Source organism: Bacillus sp. NPDC060175, assembly GCF_042728695.1.
In the GTDB taxonomy this organism is placed as follows: Bacteria; Bacillota; Bacilli; order Bacillales; family Bacillaceae_G; genus Bacillus_A.
Map to the genome: position 1 here is coordinate 18,644 of NZ_JBHWYR010000059.1, position 12,036 is coordinate 30,679.

The 12,036-nt window shown below is 33.9% G+C and carries 13 protein-coding genes; 10 read left to right on the plus strand and 3 right to left on the minus strand.

Annotation, left to right across the window (positions count from 1 at the left end):
* The first annotated feature begins 68 nt into the window (after positions 1–68).
* The 5 genes from dat to ACFWDE_RS23215 all read left to right on the plus strand — a co-directional run bounded on the left by dat (position 69) and on the right by ACFWDE_RS23215 (position 3,415).
* A complete protein-coding gene (dat, locus tag ACFWDE_RS23195) occupies positions 69–944 on the plus strand; it encodes a D-amino-acid transaminase (RefSeq protein ID WP_377894969.1) in 876 nt (291 codons plus the stop codon).
* A gap of 98 nt (positions 945–1,042) precedes the next feature.
* Complete coding sequence (locus tag ACFWDE_RS23200) at positions 1,043–1,690, plus strand: nitroreductase family protein (protein ID WP_377894970.1); 648 nt, start codon at positions 1,043–1,045, stop codon at positions 1,688–1,690.
* 252 nt (positions 1,691–1,942) lie between these two features.
* A complete protein-coding gene (locus ACFWDE_RS23205) occupies positions 1,943–2,431 on the plus strand; it encodes a putative periplasmic lipoprotein (RefSeq protein WP_002148232.1) in 489 nt (162 codons plus the stop codon).
* Between the two features lie 96 nt (positions 2,432–2,527).
* Complete coding sequence (locus tag ACFWDE_RS23210; RefSeq protein ID WP_377894972.1) at positions 2,528–2,752, plus strand: hypothetical protein; 225 nt, start codon at positions 2,528–2,530, stop codon at positions 2,750–2,752.
* Between the two features lie 114 nt (positions 2,753–2,866).
* Positions 2,867–3,415 carry a cysteine hydrolase family protein gene (locus ACFWDE_RS23215; protein WP_377894973.1) on the plus strand — a complete coding sequence of 183 codons (549 nt, stop codon included), beginning with the start codon at positions 2,867–2,869 and terminating at the stop codon, positions 3,413–3,415.
* A 34-nt stretch (positions 3,416–3,449) separates the two neighbouring features.
* Here the strand turns inward: ACFWDE_RS23215 and ACFWDE_RS23220 are convergent, their stop codons facing one another.
* Positions 3,450–3,899, minus strand: a complete 450-nt coding sequence (locus tag ACFWDE_RS23220; protein WP_377894974.1) for an NUDIX hydrolase — start codon at positions 3,897–3,899, stop codon at positions 3,450–3,452.
* A gap of 351 nt (positions 3,900–4,250) precedes the next feature.
* Here ACFWDE_RS23220 and ACFWDE_RS23225 point away from each other — a divergent pair, with 351 nt between their 5' ends.
* The 5 genes from ACFWDE_RS23225 (at position 4,251) to adhP (ending at position 9,623) form a co-directional block, all read left to right on the plus strand.
* Positions 4,251–5,144, plus strand: a complete 894-nt coding sequence (locus ACFWDE_RS23225; protein WP_377894975.1) for a mechanosensitive ion channel family protein — start codon at positions 4,251–4,253, stop codon at positions 5,142–5,144.
* Positions 5,145–5,312: 168 nt separating this feature from the next.
* The gene (locus tag ACFWDE_RS23230; protein ID WP_483861753.1) at positions 5,313–6,431 is read left to right on the plus strand and encodes a GAF domain-containing sensor histidine kinase; all 1,119 of its coding nucleotides are present in this window, start codon (positions 5,313–5,315) and stop codon (positions 6,429–6,431) included.
* Positions 6,432–6,444: 13 nt separating this feature from the next.
* Entirely contained in the window at positions 6,445–7,080 is a 636-nt protein-coding gene (locus tag ACFWDE_RS23235; protein WP_377894977.1) for a response regulator, read from the plus strand.
* A 286-nt stretch (positions 7,081–7,366) separates the two neighbouring features.
* Positions 7,367–8,221 carry a MurR/RpiR family transcriptional regulator gene (locus ACFWDE_RS23240; RefSeq protein WP_377894979.1) on the plus strand — a complete coding sequence of 285 codons (855 nt, stop codon included), beginning with the start codon at positions 7,367–7,369 and terminating at the stop codon, positions 8,219–8,221.
* A gap of 364 nt (positions 8,222–8,585) precedes the next feature.
* Positions 8,586–9,623: an alcohol dehydrogenase AdhP gene (adhP, locus tag ACFWDE_RS23245; RefSeq protein ID WP_377894981.1), complete on the plus strand. Its 1,038-nt coding sequence runs from the start codon at positions 8,586–8,588 to the stop codon at positions 9,621–9,623.
* Between the two features lie 140 nt (positions 9,624–9,763).
* Here adhP and ACFWDE_RS23250 read toward each other — a convergent pair whose 3' ends face one another.
* Both ACFWDE_RS23250 and ACFWDE_RS23255 read right to left on the minus strand, forming a co-directional pair.
* Entirely contained in the window at positions 9,764–10,783 is a 1,020-nt protein-coding gene (locus ACFWDE_RS23250; RefSeq protein WP_377894984.1) for an ABC transporter permease, read from the minus strand.
* A complete protein-coding gene (locus tag ACFWDE_RS23255; protein ID WP_377894986.1) occupies positions 10,780–11,682 on the minus strand; it encodes an ABC transporter permease subunit in 903 nt (300 codons plus the stop codon). The genes ACFWDE_RS23250 and ACFWDE_RS23255 overlap by 4 nt, the downstream gene beginning before the upstream one ends.
* Positions 11,683–12,036: the final 354 nt, after the last annotated feature.

Genomic DNA, 12,036 nt, shown 5'->3' on the forward strand with positions numbered 1-12,036 from the left:
AATTCCTTCTTTTAAGTATGGATAAGTTGTACAATAAAACCAATCATGGAATAAAGGAGTGGGAAGGAATGAAAGCTACTCATAAAGATTGGATTTTGTTTAACGGAAGAATTGTAAATACGAAGGAAGAACAGCCGATGGTTGCCTTAGAAGAGCGGGGACTCCAATTTGGTGACGGCATATATGAAGTATTTAGGCTATACGATGGGAAGCCTCATTTATTAGATTTACATTTGGAACGATTTTTTAAATCTATGAAGGAAATTAAAATTGTTCCGCCGTTTACAAAGGAAGAGTTAGTTGAAGAACTTCATCAAATGATTGAAAGAAATCAATTTCAAGAGGATGGGAATGTGTATCTTCAAATATCACGTGGAGCTCAAGCTCGAAATCATGTGTATGAAAAAGATTTACAACCAACATATTTTGCGAATATTGTTTCGTTTCCAAGACCTACCGCTACTATGGAACAAGGAATAAAGGTTACTGTAGAAGAGGATATACGCTGGAAGTTCTGTCATATAAAATCTTTAAACCTTCTACCTAATATCATGATTAAAAATAAAATAAACGAGCAAGGGTATCAAGAAGCGATATTAGTACGAGATGGAGTTGTAACAGAAGGGTGTCATTCGAATTTCTTTATGGTGAAAAATAATAAATTAATTACACATCCGGCCGATAATTTTATTCTACACGGCATTACTCGCCACTACGTTATTACATTAGCGAAAGCTTTACATATTGAAGTAGAAGAGCGTGAATTCTCATTACAAGAAGTATATGAAGCTGACGAATGCTTCTTTACAGCGACACCACTTGAAATATTCCCTGTTGTTCAAATTGGTGATGAGAAGTTTGGAAGCGGCGAAAGAGGACCAATTACGAAAAAACTACAAACTGCATATGAAGAAAGTATTAGTTTGTTTAAAGTGACAAATTAATAATAAGGAAAAAAGCTGGTATTCCCCCAGCTTTTTTTCATGATATAATTCAACCATAGGATAAATTTTGAAAACGCTGTAAAAAGGGGATTTAATGTATGAATTATGAAGATTTTAAAGAAGTAATTCACGGTAGACGAAGTGTTAGAAAGTTTACAGAACAAGAAGTATCCATTAGTGATATAAAAGAAATTATTGATTGTGCTCGTTATGCACCGAGTGATACGAACTCACAAACGTGGGAGTTCTTGGTCATTATGAATCGAGAGAAAATTAAAGAAATTGAACAAATGACATGGGATGCATTACATAAACTTGCGGCAAAGGCAGCAGAAAATGGAGAAGAGAAAGCAGGGAAATTACTTACACGTTCTTTCGGTCCATATGCGACAGCTTTCTCTGAGGCGCCAGTATTAATTGTATGTTTAGCAACGCCGTACGAGTCAAAGTTTCGTGAAAAGATATTTGATCCAATTGACTTCGTTCCTGATTCAGTATGGGAAGAGGAGGGAATTAAGAGTAGCTGTCTAGCAGCACAAAACTTAATGTTGGCTGCACATGCGAGAGGACTTGGCACTTGTCCAATGACAGGACCTGTATTGTTAGCTCAAGATGAACTGCGAAAATATTTACAAATTGAGCCTCAAAAACAAATTAATATGGTAATTTCACTCGGCTATCCGAAAGATAAACCGAAGAAACTTTCTCGAAAAGAAGTAGATGAGATCACAACATTTATTTTTTAAATGCTATGTGGAAAAGACATTGAAATAACAATGTCTTTTTATTTTGCGTGGATATTTTTTTTATGAATTGGGCTAAAATGATGAATAAGGTGGAATTACTATTTATTTCTTTAAAAAAATTAATGTTCTATTAAGGAAAGTATGGTACAGTAATCGTGAGCAAGCTACTAGTATTTGTTCATGAAAGTGTTAAAAATAGTTTTAAAATTACAAAGTTATTTTTGTATAATGAAATTACAGGGGGGATGAATTTTGAAGAAATTCATAATCGCTGGATTGTCTGTATTGTTATTAGTAGGCTGTGGTGCTCCAAAGGAAAAAGAGGATGCACAGTCAAATCAGGAAGAACAAGTTGTAAATGCGAGTGATGAGAGTATGGTTGTATTTCCTGAAGGGGCAGTACCAGTTGGAGAAGGGAAAGTAAAAGTCATTACACCAGATGGTACTTCTGAAAACGGCAATATACCGACTGTATTTATCAAAAAAGATACTTTAATTCAGCAAGTTGAATTAGAACTTTCTAATTTTCAAAACGATAAAGAAACATTCGTATTTGTAGATCAAATATTTGCAGATAAACATCAAGTAACTAGTACAACACAGACAACAGTACAATTAAAAGAAAAGACACTTGAGACAGGTAGTCATACGATTACTGCAGCTCAGTTTGAAAATAATGACCCAAAAGGAAAAGTCATTAGCTTTAATCAAGCGACGTTTGAAACGAAGCCAGCGTCTTAATTATGGATAAAAAGTACATTACTTCAAGTAGTAGTGTACTTTTTAATTTGGATATAATTAGGTTATTGAGAATGATTTTTTCACTTTCTAGTACGTATGAATAGTAAGAAATTACTCTTTACTACTACGAAAGTGAAAGAGGTGGAAGGTGTGCAGCGATTTGTTCGTATCATCTTGCTTAGTATGATGATTTCGATAATCTGGTTTACTTTACAAGAGGTGGTTGAAGTTACGCTCAATTATCAAATCCATGACATGCTAATAGGAACAGCATGTTTTGTCATTGTGTATCTGTTTTATGATAAGCTTAGATTAAGGTAAGTTTTGCAAGAAAAATGTAGGTATTTCATTTGAAATGTCGAATAGTACATACGATGTCGTAATAACAAATTTTCTATTGTTTATTGTGAAACAGGAGAGGGAGAGATAGTAGTTATGAAACGAGCTCTTATTAATATCGATTATACATATGATTTTGTAGCTGAAAAAGGTGCCTTAACTTGCGGGAAACCAGGTCAAGAAATTGAGAAGGAACTTGTACATATAACAAAGCAATATATTGAAAATGGAGATTACGTAGTGTTTGCAATCGATAAACATGAAGAAATTGATGAATATCATCCAGAAGCAAAATTATTCCCTCCTCATAATATAGCAGGTACAAACGGAAGAGACTTATTCGGTGAATTACAGGATGTATACGAAACATACAAAAATTCTGAGAATGTATACTACATGGACAAAACGAGGTACAGTGCATTTGCTGGAACAGATTTAGAGATGAAGCTTAGAGAAAGAGGAATAGAAGAAGTTCATCTTGTAGGGGTTTGCACTGATATTTGTGTTCTTCATACAGCAGTAGATGCTTATAATAAAGGATTTAAAATTGTTGTATATGAAAAGGCAGTTGCATCTTTTAATGCGCAAGGACATGAATATGCACTTGGACATTTTAAATCTTGTTTACATGCAGAAGTGAAGTGAAAAAGAGGCCTTTAAAAAGGTCTCTTTTTCACATTTAAATAGAAACGACTTGCTGTTGAATTAACTTTTTAATGAACGGGCTAATGTTTTCTGGTAGCCCATTTAAATCAAAAAATTGTACATGTAATGATTCAACTCCATCAGCTTTTAGCAAGCCACCTTTAATATCTTTGCAAAGGTAAGCGATTGTTATAGGATAAAATTCATCTCCGTTCGCTAATTTCACAAAAAACTCTTTACCTGAAAGTACACTTACTAACTGAAGTGTACCAATTTCAATACCTGTTTCTTCAAGCACTTCTCGTCTTCCGGCTTCTTCTGTGGATTCACCAAGTTCCACAAAACCTCCAGGAACACCCCACATGCCATTTCGTCTTTGTTGTAGTAATATTTGTCCTTGATCATTTAAAACAGCTACAGCAACTCCTGCTAAATTGAGTGGTCTTGATCCAACAATTTCTCTTAGTTCTTTGATATATTCCATAAATTGTAACCTCCGTGAAAAAAGTATCAAATGAACTATTCGGTGTTATGTGAATGTATTCCTTTGAACGAGGTGAGTATTACAAAGTTGTTTATAAAAATTTCTATTGTAATCTCCCTTTAGATTATTAAAAAGGGTATATTTATAGTAAATAGAAAAGGGCATCAGAAGTTGAAAGATTGATGAAAGGGTTATATTGCTGAAGATGAACTAGGGATACAAATACATAGTTAAGAAAGTAAAATGAAAGGTCAGGGGAAAAAGTTGCAAAAGCAAATTTTGAGATAATCAATAAGTAATTACAATAGATTAGCTCTGCATGAAATTTTTTAAAAATAAGGAAGTGGATAGATGAGTGTATTAACGTATACTGAAGATTTTTTTAATTATGTAAGGGAGTTTTTACTTTTAAGGTTTTTACTATTTGCTTTAGTTCTTATGATTATTTCTTTTGTCATAAACCGCGTTATTGATTGGTTTTTTAGAAAATCAAGCTTTTTTGATGAAGAGGTAGAACAGACGATTCAAAGTGTAATTCGATCTATTTTTAGATATATCATTATCATCAGTCTTATCATATATTTAATTAGTCAATTTGTAGATATAAAAAGTATTATTGCAGGTGCAGGGATAGCGGGAGTTGTCATCGGTTTTGCTGCGCAACAGATGCTAAAAGATGTCATATTAGGCTTTGCGAGATTAGCGGACAAAGAGTTTCGTGTTGGCGATTTTGTTACTTTTAATGGAACAAATTCAGGAACTATTGAGGAAATTAGTATTCGTTTTATGCAAATACGTGAATGGTCAGGAAAACTACTTACCATACCACATGGAGAGATTAGAACGATACAAAATTTTAATAAAGGATGGATGCGAGTAATTGAACGCATCACGGTAAGTTATCAGGAAGATCCTACAAGAGTTAAGGAATTGTTAGAAGACGTATGTGTTATTTGTAATGGAAAATTGGATCAAAGTCTTTATAGAGTAGATGATGAAGCTGTTGAACCATTTAAATATGTTGGGGTTACAGACTTAAATCCTAACCTTAAATATGTTGGATATGAATTTTGTATTACAGGTTTGATTAGGCCAGAAGATTATTTTGAAACTTCTAGACAAGTAAGATTTGAATTAATGTCTATGTTCCATAAAAATCAAGTACAAATGCCAGCAGCGAATATGCTCGTTAACACTGAAAGTTTACAGAATATCCATGTGGGACAATCTTTATCAGACAGTTAATGAAAACTAGCTAATTTCTGTTTTGGTTTAGAATTTAGATTTGCAAATCAGCAGATTTGAATGAAATGTATGGGATATCTCCGAAAAAAGAGCTGAAGGAATTCGGTTCTTTTTTTGTTTGTAGAATTTAGAAATTTCTTAATGTTATAATGATAGTTGGTGATGAGAATGAACTTTGAAGAAAAAGAGATGCATCGTTTAGAAGCATTAAAAGAAATTGCGGAATTGCTAAATGAAGCAACGAATTTACAGGACATGTTAGAAAAAGTTTTACATACATTATTACAAGTTATGGATTTACAAACAGGGTGGATATTCTTTATTGATGAAAGTGGAAAGCATCGTATGCTTGTAGACGAAAACTTACCACCAGCTCTTACGTGGAAAAAGAAGAAGCCGATGTGTGAAGGAGACTGTTGGTGTGTAGAGCGTTTTGTGAATGGCAGATTAGAAAAAGCGACAAATATTATTGAATGTAAGCGAATAGAAGATGCGATTGAATGTAATTGGGGTGAAACAGAAGATGTTACACATCATGCGACAATTCCACTTAGGTCCGGATCAGAGAAATTTGGTCTATTAAATGTGGCCGCACCTCATAAGACTCATTTTTCTGAGGAAGAGTTAGCGTTATTAGAATCGATTGCATTTCAAATTGGAACGACAATACAACGTATTCAGTTAGTGGAGAAAGAACGTAAATACGTAGTTGTAGCTGAAAGAAATCGATTGGCTCGTGATTTACATGATTCAGTTAAACAATTGTTATTTTCTATTATGCTAACAGCGAAAGGTACTCTGAATATGACGCAAAATAGAGATTTGCAAGAGATGTTAAGTTATATTGGGGAATTATCGCAAGAAGCATTACAAGAGATGACGCTATTAATTTGGCAATTAAGACCTGAAGGATTAGAAAAAGGTTTATCAGAAGCAATTCAAAATTACGGGAAGTTATTAGGGATCCAAGTAGAAGTTCGTATTGATGGAATGGTTTCAATTGGAGATGAACTAGAAGAAGTTTTATGGCGTATTAGTCAAGAAGCACTACATAATTGTAAAAAACATGCTTCGTGTGAAAAGGTAAATGTTCGTTTAAGAATGGAAAATAACCAGTTACATTTTCACGTAGAAGATAACGGAATAGGGTTTATACAGGATCAAGTAAGAGAGTCAGCACTTGGTTTGAAAAGTATGAAAGAACGAATTGAATTAATGAGGGGAATTTTTCGAATAAAAGCAGAGCCGGAAAAGGGGACGAAAATAGAAATTCAATTACCGGTTTGAAGGGGGAAGTTTAGTGAAGATTAAATTGCTATTAGTAGAAGATCATCATATCGTTCGAAGGGGACTCGTATTCTTTTTGAAAACGAGAGAGGAATTTGAAATAATTGGTGAAGCAGAAAATGGTGAAGAGGCACTAACATTTGTTCAACAAGAAAAGCCAGATGTAGTATTAATGGATTTATCAATGCCTAAAATGGACGGTATTGAAGCGACAAAACGTATAAAACAATACGATAAGACAATAAAAATTCTTATGTTAAGTAGTTTTTCAGAACAAGATTATGTTTTGCCAGCATTAGAAGCTGGGGCAGATGGATATCAATTAAAAGAAGTACAGCCAGATCAACTTGTTGCGTCAATTGTTGCGGTATATCAAGGGAATGCGAATTTTCATCCGAAAGTAACACCTGCGCTATTAGGGCGGTCAGTATTCAAGAAAGAAAAAGAAAATCCTTTTTCGATGTTAACGAAAAGGGAGCAAGAAGTACTTGGTGAAATTGCGAAAGGAAGAAGTAATAAGGAGATTGCAGCGGAGCTTCATATTACAGAACAAACGGTTAAAACACATGTTTCTAACGTATTGGCTAAATTGGAAGTAGATGACCGCACACAAGCTGCATTATACGCAGTGAAACACGGGGGAAACTAATAATAAATATGAATAATTGTGTTACATGTTACGCCAGAATACATATGAGAAATTAAAATGTATAGAGATGCCGAATAAAGGTTTTTCTTCTTTCAATAATTAGGTACAATAAAGTGAAACTTTAATCAGTGGGGGGTCCATCCTCACTGATTATTAGTTGAACCAATCGGGTTTTTACGGGCAGTAAGACTCCCATCTAACTCCCTTGCATTCCTCGGATTTTGAGGTGGGAGTCTTACTGCCCGTTAATACGGGATAAAGCTACTATGGAAGGAGAAGATATGCTATGCCTGGTACAAGAAGTGGGATTGGAAAGCTTCAGGCTTCGTTAAATGGTTTATCACCGAAATTACGAAGTATTGCTGAACATATTTTGAAACATCCACAAGATGTTGTACATAAATCGATTACGGAATTAGCGGAAGTTACGAATAGTTCCGAAGCTACGATATTCCGCTTATGTAAACACCTTGGTTTTCAAGGGTTTCAAGATTTGAAAATTACATTAGCTCGTGAAATTGTACATACACCGATGCAAAATATTCATGAAGAAGTATCAGCAGAAGATAGTATGGTAACTGTTGCTAAAAAAGTTTTTCATTCGCATATTACAGGACTGCAAGATACATTGCATTTGTTAAATGACACCGCACTTGAGCAAGCTGTACGAGCTTTGCAAGAAGCGAACCGAATTGAGTTTTACGGAAATGGTGGCTCTGGAATTATTGCGATGGATGCATATCATAAATTTATGAGAACGGGTATTTCTTGTATTTCTCATACAGATTCTCATTTTCAAATTATGGGTGCTGGTTTACTTACAAAAGAAGCAGTAGTCATTGCAATTTCTCATTCTGGTAGTAATAAAGGATTACTGGAAGCATTAGAAGTAGCAAAAGCAAGGGGAGCTTGCATTATTGCGATTACGAGCTATCAAAAATCGGCATTAAGCCAACTTGCTCATATAACGCTATATACTTCGACGCGTGAGACTGAATTTCGTACGGAAGCAAGTTCATCACGATTAGCGCAGCTTAGTTTATTAGATACTTTGTATGTGGGTTTGTCGTTGCAACGACAGGAGGAAACACTGCAAAATTTACAAAGTATACGTGAAACAATTTCAATGAAGCGAATATAAAAAGCTCTTCAAATGAAGAGCTTTTTTATATTGGTGGATAGTTTGATTATATAATCCCTAAATGTAGTTGATTTATTTTCCTGTAGAAAAATGCGACCTACTTATATTCATAAGCGCTCATCTTTAAAAACATTCAGTTAAAAATACTCTATATAATTCACATATGTAAAATAAAAAACCAATTTATGCAATAATTCAAACATTGTTCATAAATTCACAATTCTCTTATGAAATATCATGTTATGATGAACCTGTAATGATGATTGAACACTTAAATTTGGTACAATAATTAGCCAAAATAGTGAGGACAGTAGTTGTGAGATAAACTCATTAAAACTCTAAAACACTAAAGGGGAGATCACATATGAAAGCAGTAGTAGTTAATAAAAACAGCAAAGCAAACATTGAAGTTATTGAAAAGGAATTACGTCCGTTACACTCGGGTGAAGCGCTAGTAGATGTAGAGTATTGTGGAGTTTGCCACACTGATTTACACGTTGCGAATCATGATTTTGGAAACACAGATGGCCGCATCCTTGGTCATGAAGGTGTAGGTATTGTTACTAAAATTGCTGATGATGTTACTTCACTTAAGCTTGGTGACCGTGTAAGTATTGCATGGATGTTCCAATCTTGTAGACGTTGTGAATATTGCGTAACTGGTAGAGAAACTTTCTGTCGTGAAGTTAAAAACGCTGGTTATTCAGTAGATGGTGGTATGGCTGAACAATGTATCGTTACAGCTGATTATGCAGTGAAAGTACCAGAAGGATTAGATCCTGCTCAAGCATCATCAATTACATGTGCAGGCGTAACTACATATAAAGCTATTAAAGTATCAGATATTAAACCTGGTCAACCTATCGTAATTTATGGTTGTGGTGGATTAGGTAACTTAGCTATCCAATATGCTAAAAATGTATTTGGTGCAAAGGTAATTGCAGTAGATATTAATGACGACAAATTAGCCTTGGCAAAAGAGGTTGGTGCCGATATGACTATCAACCCAATTACTCAAGGTACAGCTGATAAGATTGTTCAAGAGGAGTTTGGTGGGGCATATGCTGCTGTAGTAACAGCCGTTTCTAAAGTAGCATTCAACTCAGCGGTTGATGCAGTACGTGCCTGCGGTAAAGTAGTTGCGGTAGGTTTACCAGTAGAAACTATGGATTTAAACATTCCACGACTTGTACTAGACGGAATTGAAGTAGTTGGCTCTCTAGTAGGTACTCGTAAGGATCTAGAGGAGGCATTTATGTTCGGTGCAGAAGGAAAAGTAGTCCCGGTTGTTCAAACTTGTCCTTTAGATGAAGTACAAGGTGTATTCGAAGAAATGGAACAAGGTAGAATTCAGGGACGAATGGTAATTGATTTTAAACAACAAAATTGTGATTGCAATTAATTCACTTTAAATATAAAAAGCATGAGTCTAGCAAAGGACATTAAAAAAAGTTAGACGGCATAAAGAAGATGATCCCTGTATTCAACAAGGATCATCTTCTTTATATTCCACTAATATCAATGCCGATTAATGAGAAATGATTAAAGGTTTAATTTATTTGCAAACGAAAAAGAATCTTTATGTTTAACAAATTTTTTATGATCTGGAACGGATTGAATTGCTACAGTTTGCGAATCTCTTGCTTTCAGTGCATCTTGAATCCCGATTGTCATAAGCTTAATAAATAGAATCGTAATAAAGAATGAAGCGAGAGTATAAAAAATAATCCACCATGAAAGATTCATTTCATAACGATTTAATCCAATAAGGCCTGCCCAATCATTAGATAGAGAAACAGGTTTGAGCACTCCGTCATAGAGTTCACGCATTTGTATCCCGCCAATTACAATATTAAGCAATGCTAAATGGATAACGAGGATGAGCGTTTGGACGATATGTTCCATAAATAATACAAATAAGCGGTCAAGTAATAAGACTCGTAAGTGTTTTTTGATAATATGAAAACGGCTAGCACCCAGTAATTGTGAACTTAAAATGTAATCTCGTTTCATAAATTCATCAACCTCTGAGGATATATATAAAGAAAGTGTAGGCAGAGCGACGAAAATAAGTACGAGTACTTGATAAAACGTAAATGAAATATTTGGATCTAATCTATCAGCATTTGATGTGATTACAATATTAACGGGCGTGATGAGTATGAATGCGATAAATAGAGTTGGAATATAATAAAAAACTTCTGAGCATGCCTGGAAAAATTTCTTGAATTTTGGAGCATATAAACTTAAGAGGATTCCTATACATGTTCCGCATAAAATTCGAAAGAAGCTAATTGCCACGGCTAATAAAATGGTGAATTTTGCTCCTTCTACAATTTGTAAGAAAACAGACTCTCCAAAACGATCAGTTCCAAAAGGCGGCATTAACGATGGTGGAAAGGGGGCCTTTCCAAGTAATTCGTTATTGTCATTGTAAAGTAACTGAGGAGGTTTTGGGATGTTATCTTTAAAGAACCAACTATAAATAAAACTAGCTGAAATAAGTATGAAAAGATAAGTAAAGCCGATTAAAAAGCGTTTTGATTTCCAAATAGATTTCATAGAGCTGCTCCTTTCAATTGTTTTTTCCATCTATTCATCATAAAAGTGATTATTTGAAAAATAGAATAAAACGGTAAAATAATCATGACGAGTATGATAAATGCAGCAGGAGGTGAAACAAACGCCTTCCTAAATAAAAATTGAATAATGCCTTCCATATTAAAAACAAATTCTAAAATGAATAAGTTAGAAAGTAAGAAAACAAAAATCGTTTTTAAATGGTGAAAGAAGTGGATAGATATATTTTTGAATAAATGAATGCATAGTATATAACTTGATGAAAGTCCTTTTCCATATGCAACCTCTACGTAATGTTTTCCATGTTCTTCTTTTATGTATAACACCATCATCCGAAACATTTGTAATGTAGGTAAGACTGCTAAAGATAAAATGGGGAGTAAATAAGCTCGATTTTCATTAAAAGAAATAATGGTGACAGGAGATTCCCCGAATTTCTGAAGTACCCATATGAAAAATATTTGCAAACAAATCATCATCATCATATCAGGGACAGCTTCTAATATGAACACAATTCGGTTTATCCATTTTTTTATATAATCTTTTGCTAAAAAATAAAAAAATGCCATACTAGATGATAGAAAGAGCGCAAGAAAAAAGGCTATAAATAATACAGTAAATGAATATAGGTAAGGTTCTAAAACAGTTGGAAATAATGGTGTCTTTTTGAAACTACCAAATTTCGGGTCTGATCCGATAACTACTAATGATTCAGGGGAGAAAACCTGTTTTAACATAGTAACGATCTGATTAAAAAAATAAATTGGTTGAAAGGTAAATCCTTGTTGAGTGATAAATAAATAAGGTAAATTTAGTAATAGTAAGAGTGATAAAAGAATTGATGAAAGCTTAATTGTGAATTGAGATATTGTATTTAACATTAAATCCCTCCGACATCTTTTTACAACATTATACAATAAAGTTCATATTTTGTTTTGATTTTTCTGAAAAATATAAATACTATTAGATTTTATAGTATGGAACATATATTTACAAGGTAAAAAGTGATAGTAGGGAGCCGTGCTCTATGTCCATCAAGATAAAAGGACTAGTGAACCTAAAGCAATAAAAAGAGCAAAATGCACAAAATTTCCGTATTGGTGGTAATTGCTTTTCTTAACTTGATGGATATGTGATGTGACCCCATCGCTATCAACCTAATAAAACAAAATCCCCCCTAAAATGAAAAAATACGTTATTCTTTCTGTAGAATCATAGGAAAGGATGGCGTTTTT

What these genes read in the sequence shown, in the direction of transcription:
- ACFWDE_RS23200 (WP_377894970.1), top strand. Translation starts at nt 1,043, where the DNA reads ATGAATTATGAAGATTTTAAAGAAGTAATTCACGGTAGACGAAGTGTT.
- dat (WP_377894969.1), top strand. Translation starts at nt 69, where the DNA reads ATGAAAGCTACTCATAAAGATTGGATTTTGTTTAACGGAAGAATTGTA.
- ACFWDE_RS23225 (WP_377894975.1), top strand. Translation starts at nt 4,251, where the DNA reads ATGAGTGTATTAACGTATACTGAAGATTTTTTTAATTATGTAAGGGAG.
- ACFWDE_RS23210 (WP_377894972.1), top strand. Translation starts at nt 2,528, where the DNA reads ATGAATAGTAAGAAATTACTCTTTACTACTACGAAAGTGAAAGAGGTG.
- ACFWDE_RS23220 (WP_377894974.1), bottom strand. Translation starts at nt 3,899, where the DNA reads ATGGAATATATCAAAGAACTAAGAGAAATTGTTGGATCAAGACCACTC.
- ACFWDE_RS23250 (WP_377894984.1), bottom strand. Translation starts at nt 10,783, where the DNA reads ATGAAATCTATTTGGAAATCAAAACGCTTTTTAATCGGCTTTACTTAT.
- adhP (WP_377894981.1), top strand. Translation starts at nt 8,586, where the DNA reads ATGAAAGCAGTAGTAGTTAATAAAAACAGCAAAGCAAACATTGAAGTT.
- ACFWDE_RS23230 (WP_483861753.1), top strand. Translation starts at nt 5,313, where the DNA reads ATGAACTTTGAAGAAAAAGAGATGCATCGTTTAGAAGCATTAAAAGAA.
- ACFWDE_RS23240 (WP_377894979.1), top strand. Translation starts at nt 7,367, where the DNA reads ATGCCTGGTACAAGAAGTGGGATTGGAAAGCTTCAGGCTTCGTTAAAT.
- ACFWDE_RS23215 (WP_377894973.1), top strand. Translation starts at nt 2,867, where the DNA reads ATGAAACGAGCTCTTATTAATATCGATTATACATATGATTTTGTAGCT.
- ACFWDE_RS23255 (WP_377894986.1), bottom strand. Translation starts at nt 11,682, where the DNA reads ATGTTAAATACAATATCTCAATTCACAATTAAGCTTTCATCAATTCTT.